This window comes from Kitasatospora humi (genome assembly GCF_020907985.1).
Taxonomy (GTDB): Bacteria; Actinomycetota; Actinomycetes; order Streptomycetales; family Streptomycetaceae; genus Kitasatospora; species Kitasatospora humi.
Map to the genome: position 1 here is coordinate 98346 of NZ_JAJJPA010000021.1, position 26729 is coordinate 125074.

Here is a 26729-nt window from a genome sequence, read left to right on the forward strand (position 1 = left end):
ATGGCCTTGGACGGTGTCCTGAAGGTGTACCTAGGTACACCTGGTCTTCGGGGTCCACGCCCCCTGCGCCGAGCTGGTGCTGGGCGCCAGACTTGATGTGAATCTTCCGACCGGCGTCCGAGGAGCGTAACCATGAGCGTCATGCGGACCGACCCAGCAGAAGGGCAGCACGCGTGGTCGATCGAGAGCCCGCGTGCTCTGGCCGGCCTGGCGGCGCTCCTGGGGCTCGCCGTGCTGGGCCTGGTGACCTTGGCGGCCCCCGTGGCCCTGCTGCTCGCGAACCTGTTGGTCCGTCGCGATCCGGGGTCGGACTACCTGGGCCTCTGGGCACTCACGGTCTTCTCGCTGGTGCCCTGTGCCGTGGTGGGGCTGCGCTGGGTGGCCGGGCAGCGGGTGTGGGCCTCAGGGGCCGTCTTGGCCTTCCCTCCGGCCACGGCGCTTGCCGCGGTGGTGCTCTACCAGAGGCGCCCGCCCGGGGCCGACCACGGCGCCGTCTGGTTGGCGCTGCCTCTGCTGCTCAACACGGTCGCCGGTTCGCGCTGGATCGCCGACCGTGCCAGGCGCCTGTTCGGGGCTTGCCTTGGGGTGCCCATAGCCTCGCCCTACCGGCCGGCCCCCGCGTCCGGCACGGCTGTCAGCCACGGGCAGCGCGCCGTGGCGCGGGCCGAGTGGCTGCTGACCGATCCGGCGACCTGGCGGGACGTGTTGTGGGTGGCGCTCAACTCGGGTGTCGGTGCGGTACTGGTGGCCGCCGTGAGCCGCTTGGTGGCCTTCGGTGCGCGGTGGCACGTCCTCGATTTCCGGCCTGGGCTGCTGATCGTGCCGCTCCTGGTTGGCGCGGCGGCCCGGTTCCGGTTCGGCTGGCGCCTGCTGCGGAGCTACGGGTTGCTGACAGCGGCGGTCCTGGGGCCGAGCAAGCAGGCCGAACTGGCGCAGCGAGTCGACCACTTGGCCCAGACCAGGGCCGCCACGATCGACAGCGGGGCAGCCGAGATGCGTCGGATCGAGCGCGACCTGCACGACGGCGCCCAGGCCCGTCTGGTCGCACTGGGCATGACGTTGAACGCGGCGGAGCAACTCTTCGAGAGCAGCCCCGAGGCGGCGCGGTCGCTGCTGACCGAGGCGAAGGACTCCTCGGTCAGGGCCCTGAACGAGCTGCGTGCCCTGGTGCGAGGGATCCACCCGCCGGTCCTGGCGGACCGGGGACTGGTGGATGCGGTGCACGCGCTGGCGCTCGATCTGCCGCTACGGATCCACTTCACTGGTGATCTGGCGGAGCGACCGCCGACCGCGCTGGAGTCGGCCGCCTACTTCGCGGTCAGCGAGCTATTGGCCAACGTCACCAAACACGCTGCGGCGAGTCAGGTCTGGATCGAGGTCGGCCATACTGATGGGATGCTACGCGTCGTGGTGACCGACGACGGCCGAGGCGGGGCGGATCCGGCTCTGGGCACCGGGCTGCGCGGCGTCGAACGGCGGCTGGCGGCATTCGACGGCGTGCTCGCCATCAGCAGCCCGTCAGGTGGCCCGACCATAGCGACCCTGGAGATCCCATGCGAGTTGTCATCGCTGAAGACCTCTTTCTACTGAGAGACGGCCTGACCAGACTGCTCCAGGCGCATGGCATGGAAGTCATGGCCGCGGTGGAGACCGGAACGGAACTGCTGGCCGCCGTCACCGCCGACCCGCCGGACGTCGTGCTGGTGGACGTGCGGCTCCCACCCACCTTCACCGACGAGGGGCTGCGAGCCGCCCTGGAGGCCCGTCGGGTGGTTCCTGGCTTGCCGGTCCTGGTCCTCTCCCAGTACGTCGAGCAACTGTATGCCCGTGAGCTCCTGGCCGGCGCGGACGGGGGGATCGGCTATCTGCTCAAGGACCGGGTGATGGACGGCGTGCAGTTCGTCGACGCCCTGCGGCGGGTGGCGGGGGGCGGCACGGCGATGGATCCCGAGGTGATCTCCCGGCTGCTGACGCACAACGCGGGCAACAGCGCGATCGCCGCGCTCAGTCCACGGGAGCGCGAGGTGCTGGGATTGATGGCGGAGGGGCGCTCCAATGCGGCGATCGCACAGCGCCTGGTGATCACCGAGCGCGCGGTGGCCAAGCACACGGCGTCCATCTTCCTCAGGCTCGCCCTGCAGCCTTCCGATGACGACAACCGCAGAGTCCTCGCGGTGCTGGCCTACCTCAACGGGTGAGGCAGCCGAGAGACACCGCGCCCAGGCCGGCCAGGGTCCGAGCTCGTCGCACCGGACTCTCCACGCGTGGGCAACTGCGCCGCCCGCACCTCGCGGCCCCGCCGTGCTCCGCCCTGGCTCATCTCACCGTCGGTACTGTCAGCGCCACCAGCACCGTCTTGCCCCTGGCGACCTGACGGTCAGCCGCAGCGCCGAGCGCACGGGTCTTGGGAGCGCCGCGCCGTTGCTCCAGCGCCTGCGGGCGCCCATCGGCCTCTCGCCGTGGGCGTACCGGCGCACATTCCGAGGATGACCGACGGCCCGACCGGCCGCTGTCGAGCGGACCGGCCGAGTCGGGAGCGGTCGTTGGTGCACCCGGGCCCACCGACCAGGGGAGTTGTCAGTGGGCCCGGGGCGCTTGGCGGGGCGGCGACCAGTCGATCAGGCCTCAGCCGCCACCTTGACCGGGCCGGTGACCCCGGTCTGCTCGAGCGTGGCCGCCGGGTCCGAGAGCTCGGCGGACGCCAGGGTGTTCGAGGGCGCGGACGCCGTCTCGTCGCCGTCAGCGGCAGCGCTCATGGCGGCCTTCGCATCGCTCGCGCTCGCACTCGGGGACTCGCCGGCGGTCGCACTCGCGGTCGCACTCGCGGTCGCACTCTTGGTCTCGCTCGCGGTCTCGGGCTCGCCCGCGGCCCCGGCCGCCGCAGCCGCGGGCTTGGCCGCCTTGCCCTGGCCGGCGACCATCGCGCCGAGGGCGAGCACCAGGCCGAGCACCTGCCAGCCGGTCAGGGTCTGGTTCAGCACCAGGATGCCGCCCACGGTCGCCACCAGCGGGTTGATCAGACCGAGGAAGGAGGCCGGTCCGGCGCCCAGCTTCTGGATGCCGCGGAACCAGAGGAAGTAGGCCAGCGCGGTGCCGATCAGGACGAGGTAGGCGAAGCCGATCACGTTGCGCCCGGTTAGTGACGGCGGCATGCCCTCGGTGAAGGCGGCCAGCGGAGCCAGGAAGATGCCACCGACGGTCAGCTGCCACGCCGTCATGTCGACCAGGCCGACCCCCTCGGGGCGCCCCCAGCGCCGGGTGAGCACCGTGCCCAGCGACATCAGCACGGTCGCGGCGACCATGGCGGCGATGCCCGTGGTGTCGAGCCTGGCCCCCGCCTTGAGCACCAGCAGCGCGACGCCCGCCGCACCGATCACGCCGGCCGTGATCGGCCGCAGTCCCGGCCGCACGCCCAGCAGACCGATCGAGAAGCCGGTGACCAGCAGCGGTTGCAGCGCCCCGATGGTCGCCGCCACGCCACCGGGCAGGTGGTAGGCGCCTATGAAGATCAGCGGGGAGAAGAATCCGATGTTGAGCATCCCGAGCACGATGGCCCGCCACCACCAGATCCCCTTGGGCAGCTTGCGACCCAGGGCCAGCAGCAGCAGACCGGCCGGGAGCACCCGGATCGCGGCCGCCAGCATCGGGCGCCCCTCGGGCAGCAGTTGAGTGGTCACCAGATAGGTGGTGCCCCAGGACGCCGGCGCCACGGCCGCCGCGGCGGCGATCCCGGCCCGACCGATCCAGCCCCCACCCCGTCCGGCCGCCCCGTTCAGTCCGTTCACGCGCTCCCCGCCCATGACCCCTGCCACCTCTCAGCGTTGACTATCTGAACGTTGAGATAGTTCTACGCCGCACCACGTGCTTCGTCAAGTCTCTGAACGTTGAGATAATGAAGGCCGTGCACGTCCCTCGGACGAGTGGACGAGGCTGGGAGCACGGCACCTCAGGAGGCAGGTCATGGAGCAGCAGCGCGACGCCGTTGATGACATCGTCGACCAGTGGGCCCAGGAGCGCCCCGAGCTGGACACCACGTCGATGGCGCTGGTCGGACGGCTCAACCGGTTCCAGAACCACGCCGAGCTGGTGCTCCGCGAGTACTTCGCCCAACACGGCTTGGACTTCTCCGAGTTCGACGTGCTGGCCACGCTGCGCCGGTCGGGCGAGCCGTACGAGCTGAACGCCCGGGCACTGCTCAAGTCGGCCATGGTCACGTCCGGTGCGATCACCAACCGGGTGGACCGGCTGTCCGCCAAGGGCCTGGTCGAGCGCCGGCCCAGCACCACCGACCGGCGCGCCGTGCTGATCAGGCTCACGCCGGCCGGCCGGGAGCTGATCGACCGGATCGTGGAGGGCCACATCGCCAACGAGCGGGAGCTGGTCGCAGCGCTCAGCCCCCAGGAGCAGGCGCAGCTCGACGGCTTGCTGCGCAAGCTGCTGGCGGCTCGGGGCGACACCGCACTCGACGCCCGCTGAGCAAAACACAGCCCTGGTGGGCCGCTTCCCTGCTGTGATCGACTTGGGTCGTGGACGCCATTCTGACGAGCCTGATCGCGGTCCTCGGCACATTGCTGGGATCGACCGCCACGCATGTGTTCCAGCAGCGCACCGCGCGCCGCGCTGAACTGCTGGCCCGTCAGGAACGGTTGCGGCGCGAGCGGCTGGACGCCTACAGCGGGTACGCCGGGCTACTGGTGACCTTCCGGCAGGCGATGCTGCACCACTGGTTCTGCGTGCACGAGGACACCGACGCCGAGGACGAGGTGGCGCTGCGCCGGCGTTCCTTCGAGACCCGATCCGAGACCCAGCACGCCTTGTTCCAAGTGCAGTTGATCACCGAGGACGGACCGCTGGCCGACCTCGCCGCCGAGGCGTTCCGGCAGATCGGCAAGATCGATCGGGCGTGCGACCGCGACGACGTGACCCAACGGCGTGATCTGACCCAGACGTTGATCAGCGATTTCGTCAACACGGCCCGCCGGTACGTCGGGTCGACGCAGTAGCAGTGGTTCTTTCAGGCGTCCCCAGCTGCCAAGTCCGGTGGCAGTACTCGGCAGAGCGCTTCCAGGGCGGCGCGCCAGGCGTGATCGGGTGGGGTGGCGTAGCCCACCACCAGGCCGTCGGGGGCCGGCCCGGTCGCGTCCGGGTGGCGGAACGGACCCAGGCCGTCGAGTGCGACCCCTTGCCAGGCGGCGGCCTTGAGGGTGGCCCGCTCGGTGCCGGGCGGCAGTCGCAGTACGGCGTGCAGTCCGGCGGCGATCCCGCTGACCCCGATGTGCGGTGCTTGCGCGGCCAACGCGGCCACCAACTGGTCGCGGCGCCGCCGGTAGCGCTGCCGCATCCGGCGCAGGTGGCGGTCATAGGCGCCGGAGTCCAGGAACGCGGCGAGCGTCAACTGGTCGACCACGCTGGTGAATCCCTCGCGCTCGCCCTTCACGGCCAGCACGGGCTCCACCAGCTGGGCCGGCAGGACCAGCCAGCCGATCCGCAGCGCCGGGGAGAGGCTCTTGCTGACCGAGCCCATGTAGATCACCCGCTCCGGGTCCAACCCCTGGAGCGCACCCAAGGGTTGGCGGTCATACCGGAAGTCGCCGTCATAGTCGTCCTCCAGGACCAGAGTGCCCCGGGCCCGTGCCCAGTCGACTGCGGCCACCCGGCGCTCCGGGTGCAGCGGTCCGCCGGTGGGGAACTGGTGCGCCGGGGTGAGCAGCGCCGCGCGAACGTCGTCCAGTGAGCCCAACACGGCGGTGTCGGCGCCCTGTTCGTCCACGGGTAGCGGCCGGGTCGGCACCCCGGTGGCAGTCAGCAGCTCCCGGTGGAACGGCAGGCCGTACGCCTCCACCGCCAGCGGGCCACGCTGCAGCGCACTACCGCTGAACAGCAGCCGCAGCCCGGCAGCGAACCCCGCAGTCACCACGATCCGCTCCGGCTCGGTGCGCACACCGCGGGCCCGGGCCAGGTAGTCGGCCAACGCGCGCCGCAGCTCGGTCCGGCCGTGCGGATCACCCGGCCCGAACGCCTCGTTGGGCGCAGCGCCAACGGCTCGCCGGGCGGCCGCCAGCCAGGCGGTGCGCGGGAACGCGGCGGCGTCCGGCTGCCCTTGGGCCAGGTTGTGCACGGGCGCCCGACCGGTCACCCGCCGCGGCACCCGCGCGGCGGCCGGTGCCCCGACCCGCTGGGCGACCCGAGTGCCGGAGCCCTGGCGTGCCGTCAACCAGCCCTCCGCCACCAGCTCGGCGTAGGCCTCGGCCACGGTGTTGCGAGCCAGCCCGAGGTCGGCCGCCAACGACCGGTACGGCGGTAGCCGACTGCCCGACGCCAGCCGACCGTCCCGCACCGCGTCCCGCAGCGCCCGGGTCAGCGCAGCACGCCGGCTGCCGGTCGCGGCCAGCTCGAGGTGCAGGTCGCTGCCGGTCCGCCGCCCCGAATTGACCCACGATTCGCTCATGGAATTGCACCCTACGCGAGGTCGATCAGCCCCGTAATTTCGTCGGCATGACGAACACCACGGAGACGAACACCCCCACGACCACGGCGAAGACCTGCACGACGAACCAGCGCGGTACGACGAACCAGGTCGGCACGACGAGCCGGACCGGTACCCCGCGGATCAACTTCGCCCAGCTCGCCCCGAAGGCCTTCAAGGCCCAGATCGGCTTCGACGCCGCGGCCCGCGAGGGGCTGGACCCGGCCCTCGTCGAACTGGTCCTGATCCGCTGCTCCCAGCTCAATGGCTGCGCCTACTGCCTGCACATGCACACCTCCGACGCGCGCAAGGCGGGCGAGAGCGAGGAGCGCCTGCACATGGTCTCGGTCTGGCGCGACGCCACCCACTTCTTCACCCCCGCCGAGCAGGCCGCCCTGGCCCTCGCCGAGGCCGTCACCCGGATCTCGGGGGGCGTCCCCGACGACGTCTACGCCCGGGCCGCCGAGCACTTCGACGACACCCGCCTGGCCAACCTGATCGCCCTGATCCTCGCCATCAACACCTGGAACCGCCTCGCCATCACCACCGCCAAGCTCGCGGGCACCGACGAGCGCGGCTGAGAGGTCACTCGCCCCGCTGCCCCGGCGCCGGCTCCCCCGCCGCTCGCTCCCCCGCCGCCGGCGCCCCCGCCGCTCGCTCCCCCGCCGCGGGCTCCCCCGCCGCTGGCGCCCCCGCCGCGGGCTCCCCCACCGCCGGCTCCCCCGTCGCGCGGTGGAAGCGGTCGGCCCAGTCCCGCAGGTGGGGGAGCAGGGCGGGCGGCTGCAGGACCCGGAAGTCGGCGCCGAGGACGCCGAGGGCCATGCAGGCCCAGTCCAGGCTGTCGGCGGTCATCCGGATGCGACAGCGCCCGGCATCCACCTCCTCGACGGTGCACCAGTGGCCGATGAGTCGGTGGGCGGTGGCGGCCGGGGTGTCGGCGAGCACCTCGATGCGGTGGGGCTGGGCGTGGAAGCGCCGACTGGCGCGGACGAACTCGGCGGCGTCGGCAGCGGGGAGGCCGCGTGGGCGGAACCGGGCACCGGTGCCCTGCGGGCCGGTGAGCCGGTCGACCCGGAAGCTGCGCCAGTCGTGCCGGCCGAGGTCGTAGGCGACCAGGTACCAGCGGCGGTCGAGGCAGACCAGCCGGTACGGCTCCACCTGCCGCTCGGTGCGTCGGCCGTCGGCGGCCCTGTAGCCGAAGCGGAGCTGTTCGGCGTCGCGGCAGGCCAGCGCGACCACGGTGAGCGCACCGGGATCGACGCCCGCCTGCCCGGCCGCGGCGCCCCATCCGGCCGGCACGGTCATGGTGCGCAGCGCCTCCACCCGGTGCCGCAGCCGGGCCGGCATCACCTGCACCACCTTGGCCAGCACACGCACCGAGGACTCGGCCAGCCCCGCCACCGCCCCCTCCGCGGCGGCCTGGAGCCCGACGGCGAGCGCGACGGCCTCGTCGTCGTCGATCACCAGTGGTGGCAGCGCCGCACCGGCGGCGAGCTGGTAGCCGCCGTCCACCCCGCGCTGTGCCTCCACGGGGTAGCCGAGTTCGCGCAGCCGGTCGACGTCCCGGCGCAGGGTGCGCACCGACACGCCCAGCCGTTCGGCCAGTTCGGTGCCGGGCCAGTAGCGGTGGGTCTGCAGCAGAGAGAGCAGACGCAGGGTTCGAGTGCTGGTGTTCGCCACGCCGGAGATCCTTCCCGCCATTGAGGACAGAAACTGGCCGCTATGGCTCCTAGCCTGGTTGTCGAGCAAGGGACACCGAGAGCGAAGGCGGCTGCAGTCATGACCGAGACCACCACCACCCAGTTGTCCGGCGAGCGGGCCGACCTGCTGGAGGTGCTGACCAAGGCGCGGCACTTCCTGCGGTTCACCACCCGTGACCTCACCGACGACCAGGCCCGGCAGCGGACCACCGTGAGCGAGCTCTGCCTGGGCGGCCTGGTCAAGCACGTGGCGTCGACCGAGCGGTTCTGGACGTCGTTCATCGTCGAGGGCCCGTCGGCGATGCCCGACTTCTCGGCCATGACGGAAGCCGACTACGCCAAGCGCGCCGACAACTTCAAGCTGCTGCCCGGCGAGACCCTGGCCGGCGTGCTGGCGGAGTACGACGAGGTGGCCCGTCGCACCGACGAACTGCTGGCCACGCTGCCCAGCCTGGACGCCGCCCAGCCGCTGCCCAAGGCGCCCTGGTTCGAGGCCGACGCGTCCTGGACGGCCCGCCGCACCCTGCTGCACATCGCCGCCGAGACCGCCCAACACGCGGGCCACGCCGACATCATCCGTGAGGCCCTGGACGGCGCCAAGAGCATGGGCTGACGCGGAGGCGCGGCGCGTCCAGCCCCTGCGGCGTGTCCAGCCCCTGCGGCGCGGGCCGCCTGGCCGGCCGCGGAACCGCCCGAGAACCGAACCGAACTGATGGGCCATCAACCACGCGGGTGGTGATGGCCCATCAGCACGTTCGCACGCCGTCCGGTCGCGCTCCCGTTCGGTGCATGGTGTACCAACGTGGCGTAGTCGGGGCGGGGTTGCGGCAGAAGGCTGAGATCCACGATCCGACTCCGTAGGCTGCCGATGTCGGAAGGTTTGCCGTCGAATCGGGGCGTGGCCGAGGTCCCGATCGGCCGTGTCCGGCACCACCGTGTCCGCCGGGACGGTGGACCGAGTCGGCTCAGAGGCCTGCGGGAGTTGGAGCGCTCCGAAGCACCGGGGGTGGCTTCCGCCTGCCCGCAGTCGTTGGCACATCTCAGTGAGGGGGAACTCCATGACCACCGTGAACAAACTGGTCCAGGTCGCGGGCTGCATCGATGCCGCGGAAGCCGACATGATCATCGACGAGGGGGCGGACTGGATCGGCTTCGGGCTGCGCCTGCCGTCCGGCAAGGACGACATCTCCGAGCAGGACGCCGCCGCGATCATCAAGGGCTTCGAGCCGCCGCACGCCGGCGTGCTGATCAGCTACTTGACGGACGCTCGGGAGGTCAGCGACTTCTGCACCCAGCTCGGCGTGGTCGCCGTCCAGCTGCACGGGGACGTGGCGACCGACCAGCTCCGCCTGCTGAAGGAGCTCCGTCCGGAGCTGTTCGTGCTGAAGTCGCTGGTGGTCAAGGCCGACAACGCCGAAGAGCTGCTCCAACTCGTCGACGACACCCACCCGTTCGTCGACATGTACATCACCGACACCTTCGATCCGAAGACCGGCGCCAAGGGCGCGACCGGACTCACCCACGACTGGAACGTCTCCGCCGAACTGGTCCGCCGCTCCCCGAAGCCGCTGATGATGGCGGGCGGGCTCAACCCGGAGAACGTCGGGGACGCGATCCGCGCCGTCCGTCCGGCCGCCGTCGACGCCCACACCGGCCTGGAGGGCCCGGACGGCCGCAAGGACCGGACCAAGGTCGCCAAGTTCGTCGCCGAAGCCCGTCGAGCCTTCGACGAGGTCGGCTGATCCGCCTTACCCCGACCCCTCCCCGGCGCACCGTCGACTCCGCCTTTCCCCAACCACCGTGGAGGCCCAGCCGTGCCCACCGAACACGTCCACCTGTTGCCGCAGACGGACCAGCTCCGCGCCATGCACACCATCGTCCGGGACCGGGACTGCTCGCAGGAGGACTTCCGGTTCTACACGCGGCGCATCATCCACCGTCTGCTGGACACCGCACTCGACCTGCTGCCGTACGTCAAGCGGGAGGTCACCACCCCGGTCGGCGTCACCTACCTCGGGATGGAGCTCGAGGAGAAGGTGTGCGCCGTGCCGGTGATCCGGGCCGGTGAGGCGATGGAGGTCGAGCTGCTGGAGGTGCAGCCCGACATCCCGATCGGCAAGATCCTGATCCAGCGCGACAAGCAGACCAAGCTGCCGGAGCTCTACTACAAGCAGTTCCCCGCGGACATCGCCGAAGGCCATGTGCTGCTGCTGGAGCCGATGTTGGCCACCGGCGGATCGGCCCTAGCGGCCATCGACGTGCTGCTGGACTCGGGGGTCCGGGAGGAGAAGATCATCATGATCAACTTCCTCTCGTCGCCCGAGGGGCTCGAGCGCTTCGCCCGGGAGCGGCCGGGCCTGCAGATCGTCACCAGCGCCGTCGAGGAGCGGCTCAACGAGCACGCTTTCATGATCCCCGGCATCGGGGACTTCGGCGACCGGTTCTTCGGCACCACCGACTCCGGAGCACGGAAATGAGCAATCAACGCACGGGTGGCGGCGGCCTCGCCGCCACCTCCCTGATCACGGTGCTCGCGCCGATGGTCTGGGGCTCGACCTATCTGATCACCACCGAGCTGCTGCCCCCGGAGAAGCCGCTGCTGGCCTCCACCCTGCGGGCGCTGCCGGCCGGCCTGATCCTGCTGCTGATCACCCGGCAGCTGCCCAGGGGCATCTGGTGGTGGCGCGCCGTGGTGCTCGGCGTGCTGAACATCGGCGCGTTCTTCTACTTCCTCTTCCTCGCCGCCTACCACCTGCCCGGTGGCGTGGCGGCGCTGATGGGAAGCGTCCAGCCGATGATCGTGCTGCTGCTCGGGGCGGTGCTGCTGCGCGAGAAGGTCCTGCCGCAGCACATCGCCTCGTGCGTGCTGGGCGCCGCGGGCATCGCGCTGCTGGTGCTCGGGCCGAAGGCCGGTCTGGACGGCATCGGGGTGGTCGCCGGTCTGCTCGGCGCGCTCTGCATGGCCTCCGGCATCGTGCTGGTCAAACGCTGGGGCCGTCCCGACGGGGTCTCCTTGCTGACCTTCACCGGTTGGCAGCTCACCGTCGGCGGACTCCTGCTGCTGCCGATCTGCCTGGGCACCGAGACGCTGCCCGACCACCTGACCTGGAAGAACATCGGCGGCTTCGCCTACCTGGGCCTCATCGGGGCGCTGATCGCCTATGTGCTCTGGTTCCGCGGCCTGTCGCGGCTGCCCGCCCTGGCGGCGTCGTTCCTCTCCTTCGCCTCGCCGCTGTGCGCGACCGTCCTGGGCTACGTCTTCCTCCACCAGTCGTTGAACGCCGTTCAGCTGGTCGGCGCCGTGGCGGTGATCGCCGCGGTGGTCATCGGCCAGCCGCGCCAGAAGAAGGCCACGGCGACGGTGGCACAGAGCAGCCCGGCGGCCGCCGCGACCGGGGCGGAGCCGTCGACCAGCCCGAGCGAGGGAGTGAGATGAGCACGACCATCCCGATCGTCCACAGCGAAGAGGTCCGCGAGGCCCTGCACGAGCACCGGCCGGTGGTCGCGCTGGAGTCCAACGTCATCACGCACGGCCTCAGCTACCCGCACAACGCCGAGACCGCGCACCAGGTCGAGGCCGCCGTCCGCAAGGGCGGCTCGGTGCCGGCCACGATCTGCATCGAGGACGGCGCGATCCGGGTCGGCATGACCGCGGCGGACATCGAGCGGTTCGCCTCCGAGGGCGGCATCCCGAAGGTCTCCAGCCGCGACCTGCCGGTGGTGCTGGCCCGCGGCGGCCGGGGCGCGACCACGGTGGCGTCCTCCCTGGTGGCCGCCGAGCTCGCCGGGATCCCGTTCTTCTCCTCGGCCGGGCTCGGCGGGGTGCACCGCGGCGCCCAGACCACCATGGACATCTCCTCCGACCTGATCCAGCTCACCCGCTCCAAGGTGGCGGTGGTCTGCGCGGGCGCCAAGATGATCCTCGACCTGGCACTGACCATGGAGTACCTGGAGACCCAGTGCGTGCCGGTGATCGCGCACGGCTCGGACGACTTCCCGGCGTTCTACTGCGCCTCCAGCGGCATCCGCGCCCCGCACCGGATCGACGACGAGGACCTGATCGCCAAGGTGGTCGCCACCCACTGGGCCGCCGGGCACCCCGGCGGCGTGGTCATCACCACGCCGCCGCGTGACGAGGACGCGGTCGACCCGGCCGTCGCCGAGGCGGCCATCAACGACGCGCTGGTCCAGGCCGAACGTGACGGCGTCACCGGCCAGGGCCTGACCAAGTACCTGATGCACGCGGTCGATCGGGCCACCGGTGGCCGCACCGCGCAGGCCAACATGGCGGTCCTCATCTCCACGGCCGAGGTCGGTGGCCAGATGGCCGCCGCCTACGCCCGCTACCAGTCCGACCACTCCTGACCCATCGCTCGAAGAGGCAACAAGACATGACTTCGCTGTTCGAACCCGTCACCGTCGGCAAGTTCGCCCTGAAGAACCGGCTCGCCATGGCACCGATGTCGCGCAACCGGGCGCTGCCGTCCGGGGACGCCACCGAGCTGATGGCCGAGTACTACAGCCAGCGCGCCGCCGCCGGCCTGATCATCACCGAGGGCATCCAGCCCTCCCAGGTGGGCCAGGGCTTCATCAACTCGCCCGGCCTGCACACGCCCGAGCACGCCCGCAGCTGGCGGGTCGTCACCGACGCGGTGCACGCCGAGGGCGGCACCATCGTCGCCCAGCTGATGCACTCCGGACGGATCGGCCACCCCTCGCTGTACCCGAGCGCGCACCAGTCGGTGGCTCCCTCCGCGATCGCCGCCGGCGGCCAGTGCTTCACCCCGGACGGGATGCAGGACTACCTCGAGCCGCACGAGCTGACGGCCGACGAGATCGAAGCCACCATCCAGGACTTCGTCGCCTCGGCGCGCTACGCGGTGGACGCCGGCTTCGACGCGGTGCAGCTGCACGCCGGCAACGGCTTCCTGCTGCACCAGTTCATGGCCGAGAACACCAACACCCGCACCGACGGCTACGGCGGCTCGCTGGGCAACCGGATCCGGTTCGCCGTCGAGGTCACCGAAGCCGTCGCCGCCGCGATCGGCAACGACCGCACCAGCGTGCGGATCTCCCCGGCCAACCCCTACAACGACATCGTCGAGGGCGACACCCAGGCCCTCTACCAGGCGCTGGTGCCGGCCCTGCCGGAGCTGGCCTTCCTGGAGGTCTGCGAGATCGTCACCCGCCCGATGACCAAGATGATCCGCGAGCTGTGGCAGGGCAGCCTCATCGTCAACCCGCACGCCACCCCGGACTCCTTCCCCGCGACCCCGAAGACGGCGCAGGAGGTCCTGGACGAGAACCTGGCCGACGTCGTCTCGGTGGGTGCGCTCTGGCTGGCCAACCCCGACCTGCTGGACCGGATCAAGGCCGGCGGGCCGTTCAACGAGGTGGACCAGTCGACCTTCTACGGCGGTGACCAGCACGGCTACACCGACTATTCGGTGCTCGGCCGGTGAGGGCGGTGGTCCGGGGCACCGAGCGGGACCTGCTGGTGTTCTCCGGCCGGGCCCACCTGGAGCTCAGCGAGCGGATCGCCGAGGAGCTGGGCACCGAACTGGTGCCGACGCAGGCGCGGGACTTCGCCAACGGCGAGATCTACGTCCGCTTCGAGAAGTCGGTGCGCGGCGCGGACTGCTTCGTGGTGCAGTCCCACACCGCCCCGATCAACGACTGGATCATGGAACAGCTCATCATGGTCGACGCGCTGAAGCGGGCCTCCGCCAACAGCATCACCGTGGTGGCGCCGTTCTACGGCTACTCGCGGCAGGACAAGAAGCACAAGGGCCGGGAGCCGATCTCGGCCCGGCTGGTCGCCGACCTGCTGACCGCCGCCGGGGCGGACCGGATCATCACCGTCGACCTGCACACCGACCAGATCGTGGGCTTCTTCGACGGGCCGGTGGACCACCTGTTCGCGCTCCCGCTGCTCGCCGACCACATCGCCGCGCACACCGACCAGTCCCGGCTGACCGTGGTCTCCCCGGACGCCGGGCGGGTGCGGGTCGCGGACCGCTGGTGCGACCGGCTGGGCGCGCCGCTGGCGATCGTCCACAAGAAGCGGGACAAGGACGTCGCGCACCAGGTCACCGCGCACGAGGTGGTCGGTGAGGTCGCCGGGCGGGTCTGCGTGCTGGTGGACGACATGGTCGACACCGCGGGCACCATCTGCGCGGCCGCCGACGTGCTCTACGCGAACGGCGCCTCGGACGTGATCGTGGCGGCCACCCACGGCATCCTCTCCGGCCCCGCGGTGGACCGCCTGAAGAACTCCAGGGTCAGCCGGTTCGTCTTCACCGATTCCCTGCCGAGCGCCGCGGCGGTCGACCTGGACAAGGTGGAGGTGCTCTCCATCGCCCCGGTGGTCGCCCAGGCGATCAAGGAGATCTTCGAGAACGGCTCGGTGACCAGGCTCTTCGAGCAGTAGACCGGACACCGCGACCGCCGTGCTCGGCAATCCCGTTCGGGAGTGCCGGGCACGGCGGTCGGCGCTTGGGGGAGCCCCGGATCAGACGGCGAGCGGCTGACCGGTGATCACCGGGCGCACCTTGGTGAGCATGAGGTCGAGGAACTGCTCGGGGCGCCGGAAGCTCGCGAAGTGGCTGGCGTTCCGGATCAGCGCGAACTCCTTGACCGGGGCGCTCACTTCGTCGAAGAACCGCTTGGCGGGCTGCGGCGGGGTCAGCACGTCGCCGTCGCCCTGGAAGACGAAGAACGGAATCGGGAAGTCGGTGCCCTCGGCCCGCTCGTCGATGGTCGCGGCCTGCAGTTGGAGCCGCTCCGACCAGGTCATGGCCTCCGCACCTCACCCGCGCCATCGCTGCCGGGGCCTTCGCCCCCGACCCGGCCGACCCGCTTGAGTTCGCCCTCACTCGAGTCCTCGACGGCGTCCAGGTGCTCATCGACCAGGCGGGGCAGGGTAGGCACGGGGGTATTCGGTGCGCCCGCCATGACGGAGGGCCAGCCCGGACCGCTCCGCCATGGCAGCGCCCGACCGCCCCGCCACGACGAGGCCCGGACCGCTGCGGCATGCGCAGCGGCGGACCGCTGCGCCGGCCTGGACCGCCCCGCCATGGCGAGGCCCGGAGCGCTGCGCCGGTCCGGAGCGCTGCGCCGGTCCGGGTCGCTGCGCGTGCCGGCGTCGTCAGCCCAGCAAGCCGTTCAGCACCCGGGTGATCGCGCCGTCGAACGGGTCGGTGTCATCCGGGCCGGCGGCCGGGCCGGCCAGGTCGGCGAGGGCGGCGGCGATGCGGGGGTGGGTGCCGGCGGCCGACACGTGGCGCAGGTAGGCGGTCCGGCGGGCCGCGGCCGAGGGGGTGGCGGCGGCCGGCTCGTTCTGGACGAACAGCGCGGTCATCGCGTTGAGCAGGGCGAACGCCTCCAACTTCCGCGCGGCGGGGGCCGGATGGTCGGCGAGGAGCTCCAGGACGCGTTCCAGTACGTCCGCCGCGTGCGGGCCGAGGGCGGGGCGGGTGATGACCAGGGGCGGCAGCCAGGGGTGGCGACGCATGATCTGCCGGGTCTGGCGGGCGACGGCGAGCAGGTCGGCGCGCCAGTCGCCGGTCGGCCGCGGCAGGTCGTACTCCGCGCCGGTGGCATCGGTCATCAGGTCCAGCAGGTCATCGCGCGTCGCGATGTAGCGGTAGAGCGAGGCCGCGCCGGTGCCGAGCAGCGCGGCGACGCGACGCATGGAGACCGCGTCCAGGCCTTCGCGGTCGGCGAGGTCCAGGGCTGCGGCGGTGATCTCGGCACGGCTGCGTTCGGCCGGGCGGCCGGCTGCCGCGCGTTCCGGGCGCAGCCAGATCACCGTCTCGTCCGGTTCGGCCACGGTCACCTCCTTGGTCCTCGTTGGTTGCCGTCAGCCTACCCCTTTGCATACAGTGTTCGCGATATTTGCGAACGCCGTACGCGAATCGGGGAGCGCAGTGATGACAACGCAGTACGCCGACAGCGGTGGGGTCCGGATCGCCTACGAGGAGCTCGGTGGCGCCGGTGGCGATCCGCTCCTGCTCGTCATGGGTCTCGGCGCCTCGCGCTTCTGGTGGCCGACCGGTCTGGTCGACGAACTCCTGCGGCGGGGCTTCCACGTGGTGGCCTACGACCAGCGCGACGCCGGCGAGTCCACCCACTTCCCCGCTCGGCGCCAGGTCCACCCGCTGCTGGCCCTGCTCCGGCGCGAGGCACCGGCCTACCGCGCCGAGGACCTCGCCGACGACGCGACGGCCGTCCTCGACGCGCTCGGCTGGAAGGGCGCCCACCTGTTCGGACACTCCATGGGCGGCCTGGTGGCGCAGCGCATCGCCATCAGGCACCGGGAGCGGGTGCTGACCCTGACCAGCTCCTCGGCCGTTCCCAGCGACGTGCGGGGACTCGGCGTGCTGCGCTATGTACGCCTGGGCACCGTCGCCCGCTTCACCCGCCTGCGCCACCCGCGAAGCCCCGAGGGCGAACTGGCGTTGGCGCTCGACGTCGCCAGGGCCCTGGCGCCCGGCCAGGAGATCGACGAGGACGACGTCCGCGAGTTCGTCGAACGGGAGGCCGCCCACCAAGTCACCAGCTTCCGGGACGACAAGGCGCAGAGCCGCCAGATCGGCGCCAAGTGGCACGGCGGCACCCTCGCCGAGGTCACCGCACCCACCCTGGTCCTGCACGGCGACGCCGACCCGCTGCTGCGCCCCAGCGCCGGCCGCGACCTCGCCGCCGCGATCCCCGGTGCCCGACTCCAACTTCAGCCCGGGGTCGGGCACTTCCTCACCGTGCCGCATGGCCCGGTTATGCCGACCGGATCCGCGAGCTCGTCGATGCCTCGCGTCGGGGGCCGGCTCAGCGCTGAGCGAGCCGGAAGTCGCCTGGGGTGCGGCCGGTTTCGCGGGCGAAGAACTTGCCGAAGTTGGTGGCCTCGGTGAAGCCGAGCGCTCGGCCGATCGCGGCCACGGACAAGTCGGTGTGGGCGAGCAGCCGTTGCGCCTGCAGGACGACGCGGGCGTCGGCGAGCTGCTTGGCGCTGCGGCCGGTGGCGGTCAGGCAGGCGCGGGTCAGGGTGCGCGGCGAGTACCCGAGCCGTGCGGCGTAGTCGGCCACGGAGCGGGTGGTGGCGAAGGAGCGTTCCAGTTCGCGCCGGAAGGCGAGGTACGCCTCGGCGCCGGGCGCGCGGCAGGCGGGGCGTCCGCCCGGATCAGCGAGGCGTGCCATCCGCACCAGCAAGGCGCCGAGGAGCTGGCACAGCAGTGCGCTGGTCAGCTCGGGGGTCCGGCCGCATCGCAGCGTCCGGTACTCCCTGGCCAGTTCGGTCACGGCGCGATCGAAGGCGGCGAACTCAGCGGGCGGCAACTGCCGTGCGACCGGGCCGAATCCGTCGAGCACCTCGCCGGTCGCCGGCAGCGGCGGAGCGAAGTCGGCGGTGAACAGCAGGAGTACGGCGTCGAGTTGGGCGGGTCGACCGGTCGGGTCGGACGGCAGCCGCTGCACCTGGCCGGGCCGCAGGTGCAGCAGGGTGCCGCGGGCGCACGGGTGGGTGACGAAATCGACCATCGCGGCGCCCTCGCCGCCGCGCACCAGCATGATCTGGTGGAAGTCGAGGCGGCTCGGCCGACGGGCAACTGAGCTCCGCAGGCGGGACTTCAGGGCACCGAAGGTCAGCACCTCGATACCGGCGGGCAGCCGGTCGGGGTTGTCGTAGGCGATGTCGACGACATCGCGCTGTCCGTTTTCGACCATCGCGAGTCGCGACTCTACCTCGTCGGGCGGGCGGTCGCGCGGGCATCGTGGACGCACGGCTGAAGGCAACCACCCGAAGGAATCGAGGTCCCCATGTCCCCTGTCGTCACCGACCCCGCCAAGCTGCCCGTCCTGTTCCAGGACGCCCTGAACGCCGGCGACGTCGAGGGCGTACTCGCCCTGTTCGCCCCGGGCGCGGGCATGCGTACGGTGGTCGGCGAGCACATCACGGGCACCGAGGCGCTGCGTGCCGAGATCGCCGGCACCGTCGCCGCCCGCGGCAAGCTGACGAACGTCCCTCGGCACACCATCGTCGGTGCGGACACCGCCCTCCTGGTCACCGACTGGACCATGGAGGTCGACGACCCCGGCGGTGAGCGGATCGCCCCGACCGGCACCACCGCCAACATCGCCCGCCGGCACACCGACGGTGGCTGGCGCTTCACCCTCCTCAACCCGCTCGGCACCGCCTGAGCCGATCCCCGGCGGCCGCTGCCCGCGTCCCACCGCGGGCACCGGTCGCCCTGCTCGCCGACCGCCACCGAGTCGAGGTGTCGACGGCTGGCAGAGTGCTCAGCAGAGCGCTGCGAAGCCGGTGCGGAGCAGGCGGACGCTCGACATCCCGGGCCGGCGAGCACGGCCTCGGCACCCTCGCGTCACAGCTGGGCACGGGACCAGTCGACGGGCTGGGGCGCGACGGTCGGGGTGCCGACGTCCAGCTGGATGTCCTCGTGCGGCTGGAGGGTGATGTCGCGGGGATCGCCGGTGTAGGGCTTGCCGTTGACGTAGGCGGTCACCGGGCCGGTGGCGGGCCCGACCTGGGTGGCGGAGAGGGGCTGCTGCCAGATGTCGAAGAACTGGCCCAGGGTGTACTGGCTCTGGGTGGGCGATTCGACGTGGATGATGCCGTCGGACGCGTGGGTGTGCAGCCAGTAGTAGCAGTTGGTGGCTTGGGCGAAGACACCGTTCGGGGTGGTGGTCGGGACGGGCATGACGATCCCGATGCCATAGGGGATGCTGCGGGATTGGCCATTGACGTAGACGGCCAGGTGGGAGTGGATGTGGTACGCCACCTGCTCGGTCGCGCTGCACGAGATGCCGTCGACCGTCTGCCCGCCCGCTGCGGTGCTCGAAGGAGCGAGGACGTCTCCGGACTCCAGGGTGATGCCCTCCGGCCCGGTCTTGGCCGACGAGGTCGAGTTCGAGCTCGGGATGCTGAGCACGATCGCGATGACGACCGCCGCGGCGACGATGATGCCGCCGAGCACGAAGAGCGCCCGCCGGCGGCGGCGCGTGCGGCGTTCGACTGCGCGCTGAGCGTCGATCTTGGCGCGCGCTCCCCTGCGGTCCGGCCGGTCACTGTTCTCGGGCATCGCTCCTCCCGCGATCCTCCAGCCCCGCCAGGGCTGTGCCTCCTGCGGCGGTTGCCGCCACATCCCCCATCCAGCCTGACGGACGAGGTGCCCACCGCCAACCGCAGGCGCTGATCATGCCGGGCGGGCGGCTGGGATCCGCGGGGCCGGCATGCGCAAGCACTCGGCGTGCATCGCCGAAGGCGCCGGCTACGCGGGCATCACCCCGTGGATCCGGGAGAGGGTGAACACGCGCTCGTCGTTGCGGAGATGGCACCAGGCCCGGAGGTAGGGCGGGTCGAGATCGAGGCGACTGAGGGTGCGCACGGTCTCGCTGCCGGAGGTGGCGACGTACTCGATCGTGATCGCCTGACCAGCGGTGACCGCGTGCGCCAGCTGGCGGACGTCGGTGGAGGACAGGTTGCGGGCGTACCCGGCGATGACCTCCTCGGTGTCGCTGTCGTAGGGGCGGCCGTCCCGTGGGTCAGGCTCCGGGACGTCTTGCGGGCCGGCCACCAGCCGGGCGGCGAGGGCGCTCAGGTCGACGGCCGCCCGGGCGTCGGCGGTGCGCACGTCCGCCTGCGGCGATCGGGACCTGCCGCCGGGTCGGCGCGGGGACGGGACCGGGGTCGCCGCGCGGGGACGCTCGGCCCGCTCGACACGGACGGAGCCGTCGGGCTTCTCGGCGACGGGGGCGTAGCCCGCGGAACGCAGCGCCGCGAGCGTCTTGTCCGGCGCGGTCCGGCTGATCAGGACGGTCGGGGCCAGTTGCCGCAGACCGAGCTGGGTGAGCTTGCGGTGGGCAGCGAGTTCGGCCAGCAGGGCCGGTTCCTCCCCGTGGATCACGCACGCCGCGGAGACGACGCGGACCCGGCCGTGGCTGCGCGCGGTGTCGTGGATCAAGTACGAGAGCGGTTGCGGGAGCGGTTCGACGGCGACGGCGGCCAGGTCGGCCGCAATGGCCTCGGAGGTGAGGCCCGCGTCCAGCGCGCGGCGGACGGATCCCGGGCTGAACCGCCACACGGACGCCGCACCGCTGGTCTCCCGGTTCGCGACGGAATCCAGCAGCGTGGCCAGGGCCGTCGACGGCGTCCCGGTGACCACGGCCGTGAGATCACTGCCGAACCGGGCGGTCCCGCTGGCGGCGGGCAGCAGTTGCCGGCAGGCGCCCACCAGCGCCCGGGAGTCATCGGCGAGCAGCGCGGCGCCGATCGGTGACAGGGCACCGAGGGCGAGGACGCCGAGCAGTTCCGCCTCACGGATCAGGGTGGCGAACGGTGTGGCGTCCTGGGCGAGTTCGTCGACGAGCGGACGGTGCCACACGATCAGCGGCCCCAGATCCCGCGGGTCTGCCGCGCCTTCACCCGCCGGGAGCCGGGAGGCCGCCGTGAGCAGCCCGTGCCGGGCCTGGACACAGCCGCCGCAGGGGGGTGTCCCGGCGAGGGCCGGCAGGGCCTTCCCGTCCTCGTCGCGGCTCCCACCAGGGGTCAGCGGGAGTCTCCACCAAGTCCGGAGCAGTACGGCGAGTTGGTCAGCCGGCTCCTCCTCGGCCCACGTGTCGTAGGCGGAGGTCGCCGCCACCCGGTCGCCGTCCCGGGCCAGTAGCCCGGCCTCGCCCGCCGTCTCCAACGCCAGGCGGAGCACGATCTCGTCGCACTGCGCCGCCTTGCCGATCCGGGACAGCTCGCGGGCACCGATCCCGCCGGCCTTCAGGCGAGCCGGGGGAGTGGCCGCGCACGCCCTGACGACGGACGCGGCGTGGGCGGCGAACGCCATCGCGGCTGCCGCTGCCTCCCGTTCGACATCCGGAGCGGTGACGGGCACCGATCGCGGGACGGGTGGGACGGGCGTGAACGGTGCGTGCCAGTCGGGGCCGCGCAGCGCGAGCGCCACTTCCGCGGGCATGCGGGCCGGACCGTACAGGTGCCGTTGCCGAATCAGCAACCCCCGTGCCAGCGCCCACCGTTCGCCCGGCCCCGAGTCGGACGGCGGAGCCCCGAACAGCATGAAGCCCGATCGCTCCGGAGCCCGACTCGCCTGCCGCTCAAGGAGGTTCCGCGCAGCTGCGGGGGCCTTGGCCACCAGCGCGGTGACCCGAGCCGGATCGCTGTGATGCTCGATCAGCGCTACCAGCCGCTGCTGCTTGCTGTTGCCGGAAGGCTTGATGCCAAGGGCCGCCAGCATGCGGCCCAGCTCGTCAGAGGTGGTGCCCGCCAGGAGCTGCGCCAGCGGCGCGTCCAACCCCAGCGGCGCGTCCCATGCCTGCCGCAGGGGTGCCGCCATGCGCAGCAGCCCGTTGCCGTCCGGCCACACGAGGCCGTGGTCGGCCAGCGCCCCCAGAACGGCGTCCAAGGCGCCGGCGCGGTCCCCGTCGGCCGCGTCCAGGAGGCTTCCCAGGACGTCCCGTGCTGCGGGCCCCAGGGCGACGAGGGCCTCCGCGACCTGTAGGTACGGCAGCGCGAGCTGGGGCAGTGCGAGCGCCACCGACGCCGGACGCTGAAGGCGGTCCGCCAGTTCGCCGACGGACCGCGGCTCGGGAGCAGACGCCGTGTCCGGGCGCGCGGCCAGGAGCCGTGCCAACTCAGGTGCGTCGAGACCGCGCAGCCACGTGGCCAGGGTCGATCCGCTCTTCGCGCTGATGGGAAACACCTCGCCGGGTAGAGCCGTCCTGTCCCGGCGCCGAATGCCGGGTTGGTCAAGCATGGCGCAGCACAAGCGCGTCCCGGCCCGCGGCCCCCGCTGCGGACGGCAAGAGGTGTCAGTCCGGGGCGGGCCCCGCTGGTGCTCCGGGGTTGACCTGTTGACCATGACGTTGCCGTTCGACCGGGTTGCGAAGTCCCGTCAACCTGTTGGCGTGCCGATCTGGTCGCGTTCCAGGTGGGAACGCAGCTCCGAGAGGGTCTGCGCGGCGGCCGTGACGGGGGACGCCTTGAGCGCCTCCGGGATCAGCTCGGCCAACCGCTCGGCGAAGCTTCCTTCTGCCGCGTTGACCAACTGCAGGCCGTCGTCCGTGAGGGCCAGCAGTGACGACCGGCGATCGGACGGGTTCGGCCGCCATCGAAGACAGCCTGAGCGCCTACCGCGCCCTCCTCGACGGCGGCGAGGACCCTTCGACCATCGCGTTCGCCGGGGACTCCGCCGGCGGCGGCCTCACCATCACCACCTGCCTCGCCGCGCGCGACGCCGGACTCCCCATGCCCGCCGCCATCGTGGCCTTCTCCCCCGGCCTCGACGCCACCCGGACGGGCGAGAGCATGGACACCAAGGCGGGCATCGACCCGTTCTTCACCCGCGAGAGCCTGGGACACACCGGAGCCATGTACCTGGCGGGAGCCGACCCGCACCAGCCCGCGCTCAGCCCCGCCGTCCTGGCCGACCTGACGGGCTTCCCGCCGATGCTCCTCCAGGCGGGCACCAACGAAGTGCTCCTGGACGACTCCACCCGCATGGCCGCCCGCGCCCGCGCAGCCGGAGTGGACGTCATCCTCGACATCACCGCCGACGTACCCCACGTGTTCCAGGCCTTCGCCGGCGTTCTCGACGAGGCCGACCGAGCGCTGGACCGGGCAGCCCTCTTCCTCACGCAGCACGTCCACAGTCCCGCCACGGCGGCCACGTCAGCCCGGTGAACCTCGCAGCCGCCTGGCCGGGCAGCAGGCTGGGCGGCTCCGGGCCGTGCACTGAAAGACGGCACCACGAGCCACTCGACTTTCGACGTCTTCGTTGATCGTCGTGCGGGTCGCTCGGGTAGGTGATGTGGCGTCACCCGGCCGCGCCGGCTGGAGAGAGGCCGGAAGCATCGGCGGTGCTCACGTCACCGGCTGCGAGGCGCCCGGCGACGCTTCCGGACCCGACCGTACCCCCTTCTCTGCCCGCCTTCTCTGCCCGCCTCCTCTGCTTGTCGTGCCGGAGTTCGTGCGGGGCCTGCTTCACTCCGTGGGGCCTGGCGGCGGCGTGCCCGCCCCGCCACCCGATGGTTCGGGCGGCCTGTGCGAGCCAGGCCGCCCCCGGCGTTGTCGTCAGCTATGCCCGGGTGTGGGTGCCACCGGCGGCGCCGCGTGCGGCGTGGTCGGCGGGATGGCCGGAATGTGGCACGGGTTGGTGGGCGTGCCGCAGGTGGGGCCGGGCGGGGTCGGCGGCAGCACGATGGTGCAGTTGCAGTTGGGCTGCGGGGTGTTGCCCTCTGGCCGGTCGTCGTTGTTGCCAGGGGGGATCATTGCCGCCTGCGCGGGCGTCAGCACGCCGCCGTGCGAGCTGGTGTGCGCCGGTTGCGGGGGTGCCGTGGTGTGCCGGCTACTCGCGAGGAGGGACTGGCTCGCCACGGGCGTCGCGCGTGTGGTTTGCGCAGGGCTCGGCGGCTGGGAGGGGGTGGGCGCTGGGCCGGACTGGCTCGGGACCGCGCTCGCCGGACTGGCGGAGGGGCTCGGCGCGGTGGCGGTGGGGTTGGCCGCCGGAGCGGAGACCGTAGTCGGGGCGCCCGGGACGGCGACCGCTGACCCGGCATGCGCCGGGGTGTGGCCGGCCAGGGCCCAGCCGGTTGCGAGGACCAGCACCGTCGCCCCGCCGGTGACCGCCACGCCCAGCCGTATCCGTCGCTGTCGGGTGCCGGTGCTGTCGTCCGGCGCCTGTGGCGTAGTGGTGTCGTGCTGCGACATCCCGTCCCCTGGTGATCGTTCCTCGCCTGCGCCGCGCGGCTGCGGGCGGCGTGATCATAGTGGGCGGGCCCGTCACCACCTGCCGGCCCGGGCACCGGAGGCCGCGGGCGCCCGGTCGGGCACTACGCCCGCAGACCGTATCCAGACCCTCAACGAACGTCCTCCACTTGTCGACCGACCCATTGCCTGGGGCGTGTCCGACAGGTCGCAGGGGCGTCCACCTGGGCCACCCCAAGGCGATGAACGTCGATGTGGTGAACCGGGCGCATGCGTGACCGCCGAGGGGATCTCGAACGACCGGTCGGGGCCGCCAACTGCCCTGGCGGGCAAAGGCGGAGGATACGAGATCCGAACCCGTGAGGGGTTGCCCCCAACACGCTTTCCAACTGTTCGTCCGGCTATCCGGGGACGGTCGCAGACGTCCTGATCTGCGACGAGGCAACACCTCGACCTGGGACTGAAGGGCGCTGAACGGGAGTGAATGCAACCAGAACTGCAGTCGGACCGCTGCGCCACTTCGCCTGCGGGAGGAGCTGGTCACCGCGGCACGGAGCATGAGATGTACATCTGCTACATTTGTAACATGAGTGAGCCGGTGATTGAGTCCATGGCCGAAGTTCGGAGTCACCTGGCCGATGTCCTCGATAGGGCACGGCGGGATGAGACTCCCACGATCATCACTCGGCGCGGCAAGGAAGAAGCCGTGGTGATCGACATCCGCGAGTACCGCCGTCTGAGCCGGTTGGCGGAAGCTGCTGAGGAGTCATGGCTGAACCGCCTGGCCGACGACGCGGAGGCGGAGGGCTTGGAAGGGTCGGTCTCCCTGGAGGAGATGGCTGCCTTGCTCCGCGCTCACCACGCGTGATCTCTCATGGGTTACGTGACGAGGTTCACCCCGCATGCCCAGCGGGACGTGCTCAAGATCCCGCGACCAGATGCTCTGCGCATCCTCTATCGCCTCACCGAACTCCAGGGGGCGCTGGACGATGGTGATACCGGGGCCTTCGACATCAAGGCCCTTCAAGGGCACAGTGCACGCTGGCGTCTGCGGGTGGGCGACTACCGGGTCGTGTACACGGTCGAAGACGGCCGGCTCATCGTGTGGGTCCTGACTGTCGCCAACCGCCGGGACGTCTACCGCAACTTGTAGGCGTGGACAGTGTGAAGGCCGCTGGCGGAGGTCGCTGTCGGAAGGCTGTCGGATCGGACCTGCCTGTCAAAGTCCGGTTGCATGGGCGTCAGACCGGATTTCCCACTGGACTTGCAGCTCAAGTGCGTTCACGAGCAAGCAGCGGATCATGAGGTGAAGCGAGCGATCGCCAGGCATGTTGCCGACTCGGGTCGCGAGTTCCTGGAGCAGCAGCCTGACGCAGGTGCGGACGAGACCACAAGTGAGACCAGCGACGACGAAGGCCCGGGCTGCTCAGCGGTCCGGGCCTTCGTGCAGGCGGAGGATACGAGTTCGAACCCGCGAGGGGTTGCCCCCAACACGCTTTCCAAACGTTCGTCCGGCTGTCCGGGAACGGTCGGAGGCGTCCTGACCTGCCGGGGAGCGGCTCGGCGGCTGTGCCCGAACGGTGCTGGACGGAGATGAATGCAACCAGAACTGCAACCAGACGTTGGCCGCCCCGTCGCCGACACGCCGGCTTTGGTCGGCACGGCTGCCGGTGATCAGCTCTCACCAACCCGGCCTCCTGGACGCGGCGAGTGGATGGGCCCTAGGCGTGGCGCAGGGTCGACCGACTGCGCCAGCCCGAGCGCGCACTGGTTGTTGGGCCATCTGCTCCGAACGTGGCGCTGCCCTGTGGTCCCCCCACAGGGCAGCCGTCCCGCACCGAGTGGACAGCCGCGCAGAGCTCACTGCAGGCTCTTCCGGGTGCCGATGGTCTCCGGAGCCGTGCGGCGGACGGTCTCTTCCGGGGCTGAGCACTGCCGATACCAGGACGGACGTTGCGATGCCGACATGGTCTTGGCCGGTGGCGCGGGTCGCGTGATGGGCTGGCGGCATGATCGAGACTGCGAGCCCGACCGGTGCGGTGGCACTGGTGACCGGGGCGAACAAAGGCATCGGCTTCCAGACCGCCCTCCAACTGGCCGAGCGCGGGCTGACCGTGGTGGTGGGCGCCCGCGCCCCCGAGCGCGGAAAGGCTGCCGCCGACGAGATCCGGGCCACCGGGGCCGACGCCCACCCGGTCACGCTGGACGTCACCGACCCGGCGATCGTGCGGCAGGCGGCCCGGTGGATCGACGAACGGTTCGGGCGGCTGGATGTGCTGGTCAACAACGCCGGCACGGCCGAGGACCCGGGGCACCGGCCCAGCGCCGCCGACCTCGACCTGGTCCGCGGGATCTTCGAGACCAACGTCTTCGGCGTGCTGACCGTCACCAACGCGCTGCTCCCGCTGCTTCGCCGCTCGGTCGCCCCACGCATCGTCAACGTCTCCAGTGGCATGGGCTCGCTAACCACGCAGAGCTCCCCCGAGAGCTACCTGGCCCAGGCGCCCGCAACCGCTGCCTACCCGGCCTCCAAGTCCGCGCTCAACGCCTTGACCGTGCAGTACGCCAAGGAGCTGGGCCAACACGGCTTCCTCGTCAACGCCGTGACGCCCGGCCCGTGTGACACCGACCTGACCAAGGAGTTGCAGAGCGCCGGGTTCGCAATGACCCGGACGGCTGCCCAGGGTGCGGCCGTCATCGTGCGGCTGGCCACCCTGGGCCCGGACGGCCCGACCGGCGGCTTCTTCGGCGAGGATGGCCCGCTGCCCTGGTAGTGGCAGGGATGGTGGCCCTGCCCGAGCCGTGACGGCCGGTCAGCGCGACGGGTTATCGTGCCCGG

General features: G+C 71.7%; 28 protein-coding genes. 18 read left to right on the forward strand and 10 right to left on the reverse strand.

Annotation, left to right across the window (positions count from 1 at the left end; all coding sequences use genetic code 11):
* The first annotated feature begins 132 nt into the window (after positions 1 to 132).
* Positions 133 to 1590: a sensor histidine kinase gene (locus LN042_RS20720; RefSeq protein WP_230052774.1), complete on the forward strand. Its 1458-nt coding sequence runs from the start codon at positions 133 to 135 to the stop codon at positions 1588 to 1590.
* Entirely contained in the window at positions 1554 to 2198 is a 645-nt protein-coding gene (locus LN042_RS20725; RefSeq protein ID WP_230052775.1) for a response regulator transcription factor, read from the forward strand. Before LN042_RS20720 ends, LN042_RS20725 begins: the two co-directional genes overlap by 37 nt.
* Positions 2199 to 2618: 420 nt before the next feature.
* On the opposite strand, the gene LN042_RS20730 is transcribed toward LN042_RS20725, so the two are convergent.
* Complete coding sequence (locus tag LN042_RS20730) at positions 2619 to 3800, reverse strand: EamA family transporter (protein WP_230052776.1); 1182 nt, start codon at positions 3798 to 3800, stop codon at positions 2619 to 2621.
* Positions 3801 to 3960: 160 nt separating this feature from the next.
* Here LN042_RS20730 and LN042_RS20735 point away from each other — a divergent pair, with 160 nt between their 5' ends.
* Both LN042_RS20735 and kilB read left to right on the forward strand, forming a co-directional pair.
* Complete coding sequence (locus LN042_RS20735) at positions 3961 to 4476, forward strand: MarR family winged helix-turn-helix transcriptional regulator (protein ID WP_230052777.1); 516 nt, start codon at positions 3961 to 3963, stop codon at positions 4474 to 4476.
* Between the two features lie 50 nt (positions 4477 to 4526).
* On the forward strand, positions 4527 to 5003 hold the full coding sequence (gene kilB / locus LN042_RS20740; protein WP_230052778.1) for a plasmid transfer protein KilB: 477 nt from the start codon (positions 4527 to 4529) through the stop codon (positions 5001 to 5003).
* Between the two features lie 11 nt (positions 5004 to 5014).
* Here the strand turns inward: kilB and pdxR are convergent, their stop codons facing one another.
* Entirely contained in the window at positions 5015 to 6448 is a 1434-nt protein-coding gene (pdxR, locus tag LN042_RS20745) for a MocR-like pyridoxine biosynthesis transcription factor PdxR (protein ID WP_230052779.1), read from the reverse strand.
* Between the two features lie 47 nt (positions 6449 to 6495).
* Here pdxR and LN042_RS20750 point away from each other — a divergent pair, with 47 nt between their 5' ends.
* Positions 6496 to 7047, forward strand: a complete 552-nt coding sequence (locus LN042_RS20750; protein WP_230052780.1) for a carboxymuconolactone decarboxylase family protein — start codon at positions 6496 to 6498, stop codon at positions 7045 to 7047.
* Positions 7048 to 7051: 4 nt separating this feature from the next.
* Here the strand turns inward: LN042_RS20750 and LN042_RS20755 are convergent, their stop codons facing one another.
* Positions 7052 to 8146, reverse strand: coding sequence for a helix-turn-helix transcriptional regulator (locus tag LN042_RS20755; RefSeq protein WP_230052781.1), 1095 nt, complete (start codon positions 8144 to 8146; stop codon positions 7052 to 7054).
* A gap of 99 nt (positions 8147 to 8245) precedes the next feature.
* On the opposite strand from LN042_RS20755, the gene LN042_RS20760 reads away from it, so the two are divergent.
* The 7 genes from LN042_RS20760 to LN042_RS20790 all read left to right on the forward strand — a co-directional run bounded on the left by LN042_RS20760 (position 8246) and on the right by LN042_RS20790 (position 14596).
* The gene (locus LN042_RS20760; protein ID WP_230052782.1) at positions 8246 to 8779 is read left to right on the forward strand and encodes a DinB family protein; all 534 of its coding nucleotides are present in this window, start codon (positions 8246 to 8248) and stop codon (positions 8777 to 8779) included.
* A gap of 445 nt (positions 8780 to 9224) precedes the next feature.
* Positions 9225 to 9908, forward strand: a complete 684-nt coding sequence (locus tag LN042_RS20765; RefSeq protein WP_230052783.1) for a phosphoribosylanthranilate isomerase — start codon at positions 9225 to 9227, stop codon at positions 9906 to 9908.
* A gap of 123 nt (positions 9909 to 10031) precedes the next feature.
* Positions 10032 to 10643, forward strand: coding sequence for a uracil phosphoribosyltransferase (gene upp / locus LN042_RS20770; RefSeq protein ID WP_230052804.1), 612 nt, complete (start codon positions 10032 to 10034; stop codon positions 10641 to 10643).
* The gene (locus LN042_RS20775; protein WP_230052784.1) at positions 10640 to 11602 is read left to right on the forward strand and encodes an EamA family transporter; all 963 of its coding nucleotides are present in this window, start codon (positions 10640 to 10642) and stop codon (positions 11600 to 11602) included. Before upp ends, LN042_RS20775 begins: the two co-directional genes overlap by 4 nt.
* Positions 11599 to 12531, forward strand: coding sequence for a pseudouridine-5'-phosphate glycosidase (locus tag LN042_RS20780; protein WP_230052785.1), 933 nt, complete (start codon positions 11599 to 11601; stop codon positions 12529 to 12531). The genes LN042_RS20775 and LN042_RS20780 overlap by 4 nt, the downstream gene beginning before the upstream one ends.
* A gap of 26 nt (positions 12532 to 12557) precedes the next feature.
* Positions 12558 to 13628: an alkene reductase gene (locus LN042_RS20785; RefSeq protein ID WP_230052786.1), complete on the forward strand. Its 1071-nt coding sequence runs from the start codon at positions 12558 to 12560 to the stop codon at positions 13626 to 13628.
* Positions 13625 to 14596: a ribose-phosphate diphosphokinase gene (locus LN042_RS20790; RefSeq protein ID WP_230052787.1), complete on the forward strand. Its 972-nt coding sequence runs from the start codon at positions 13625 to 13627 to the stop codon at positions 14594 to 14596. The genes LN042_RS20785 and LN042_RS20790 overlap by 4 nt, the downstream gene beginning before the upstream one ends.
* Positions 14597 to 14677: 81 nt before the next feature.
* On the opposite strand, the gene LN042_RS20795 is transcribed toward LN042_RS20790, so the two are convergent.
* Together LN042_RS20795 and LN042_RS20800 are read right to left on the reverse strand one after the other, a co-directional pair.
* Positions 14678 to 14962, reverse strand: coding sequence for an alpha/beta fold hydrolase domain-containing protein (locus LN042_RS20795; protein WP_230052788.1), 285 nt, complete (start codon positions 14960 to 14962; stop codon positions 14678 to 14680).
* 351 nt (positions 14963 to 15313) lie between these two features.
* On the reverse strand, positions 15314 to 15997 hold the full coding sequence (locus LN042_RS20800) for a TetR/AcrR family transcriptional regulator (RefSeq protein WP_230052789.1): 684 nt from the start codon (positions 15995 to 15997) through the stop codon (positions 15314 to 15316).
* A 100-nt stretch (positions 15998 to 16097) separates the two neighbouring features.
* Here LN042_RS20800 and LN042_RS20805 point away from each other — a divergent pair, with 100 nt between their 5' ends.
* Positions 16098 to 17075, forward strand: coding sequence for an alpha/beta fold hydrolase (locus tag LN042_RS20805; RefSeq protein WP_230052790.1), 978 nt, complete (start codon positions 16098 to 16100; stop codon positions 17073 to 17075).
* On the opposite strand, the gene LN042_RS20810 is transcribed toward LN042_RS20805, so the two are convergent.
* Positions 16993 to 17886, reverse strand: coding sequence for a helix-turn-helix domain-containing protein (locus LN042_RS20810; RefSeq protein ID WP_230052791.1), 894 nt, complete (start codon positions 17884 to 17886; stop codon positions 16993 to 16995). The two genes, LN042_RS20805 and LN042_RS20810, sit on opposite strands and share 83 nt — an antisense overlap.
* A gap of 93 nt (positions 17887 to 17979) precedes the next feature.
* Between LN042_RS20810 and LN042_RS20815 the strand changes: the two genes are divergently transcribed.
* Positions 17980 to 18360 (forward strand): YybH family protein, encoded by a 381-nt coding sequence (locus LN042_RS20815; RefSeq protein WP_230052792.1) that lies wholly within the window; start codon positions 17980 to 17982, stop codon positions 18358 to 18360.
* Positions 18361 to 18542: 182 nt separating this feature from the next.
* Here the strand turns inward: LN042_RS20815 and LN042_RS20820 are convergent, their stop codons facing one another.
* The 3 genes from LN042_RS20820 to LN042_RS20830 form a co-directional block, all read right to left on the reverse strand.
* A complete protein-coding gene (locus LN042_RS20820) occupies positions 18543 to 19259 on the reverse strand; it encodes a hypothetical protein (protein WP_230052793.1) in 717 nt (238 codons plus the stop codon).
* Positions 19260 to 19448: 189 nt separating this feature from the next.
* Positions 19449 to 21887, reverse strand: a complete 2439-nt coding sequence (locus LN042_RS20825) for a helicase C-terminal domain-containing protein (RefSeq protein ID WP_230052794.1) — start codon at positions 21885 to 21887, stop codon at positions 19449 to 19451.
* A gap of 192 nt (positions 21888 to 22079) precedes the next feature.
* The gene (locus LN042_RS20830) at positions 22080 to 22232 is read right to left on the reverse strand and encodes a hypothetical protein (protein WP_230052795.1); all 153 of its coding nucleotides are present in this window, start codon (positions 22230 to 22232) and stop codon (positions 22080 to 22082) included.
* 29 nt (positions 22233 to 22261) lie between these two features.
* On the opposite strand from LN042_RS20830, the gene LN042_RS20835 reads away from it, so the two are divergent.
* Positions 22262 to 22867, forward strand: coding sequence for an alpha/beta hydrolase fold domain-containing protein (locus LN042_RS20835; protein ID WP_230052796.1), 606 nt, complete (start codon positions 22262 to 22264; stop codon positions 22865 to 22867).
* 390 nt (positions 22868 to 23257) lie between these two features.
* Here LN042_RS20835 and LN042_RS20840 read toward each other — a convergent pair whose 3' ends face one another.
* Positions 23258 to 23893, reverse strand: coding sequence for a hypothetical protein (locus LN042_RS20840; protein ID WP_230052797.1), 636 nt, complete (start codon positions 23891 to 23893; stop codon positions 23258 to 23260).
* A 583-nt stretch (positions 23894 to 24476) separates the two neighbouring features.
* Between LN042_RS20840 and LN042_RS20845 the strand changes: the two genes are divergently transcribed.
* From LN042_RS20845 to LN042_RS20855, 3 genes are all read left to right on the forward strand, one after another.
* Positions 24477 to 24758 carry a type II toxin-antitoxin system Phd/YefM family antitoxin gene (locus LN042_RS20845; protein ID WP_230052798.1) on the forward strand — a complete coding sequence of 94 codons (282 nt, stop codon included), beginning with the start codon at positions 24477 to 24479 and terminating at the stop codon, positions 24756 to 24758.
* A 6-nt stretch (positions 24759 to 24764) separates the two neighbouring features.
* The gene (locus LN042_RS20850; protein WP_230052799.1) at positions 24765 to 25043 is read left to right on the forward strand and encodes a type II toxin-antitoxin system RelE family toxin; all 279 of its coding nucleotides are present in this window, start codon (positions 24765 to 24767) and stop codon (positions 25041 to 25043) included.
* An 856-nt stretch (positions 25044 to 25899) separates the two neighbouring features.
* A complete protein-coding gene (locus LN042_RS20855; protein ID WP_230052800.1) occupies positions 25900 to 26664 on the forward strand; it encodes an SDR family oxidoreductase in 765 nt (254 codons plus the stop codon).
* Positions 26665 to 26729 lie beyond the last annotated feature (65 nt).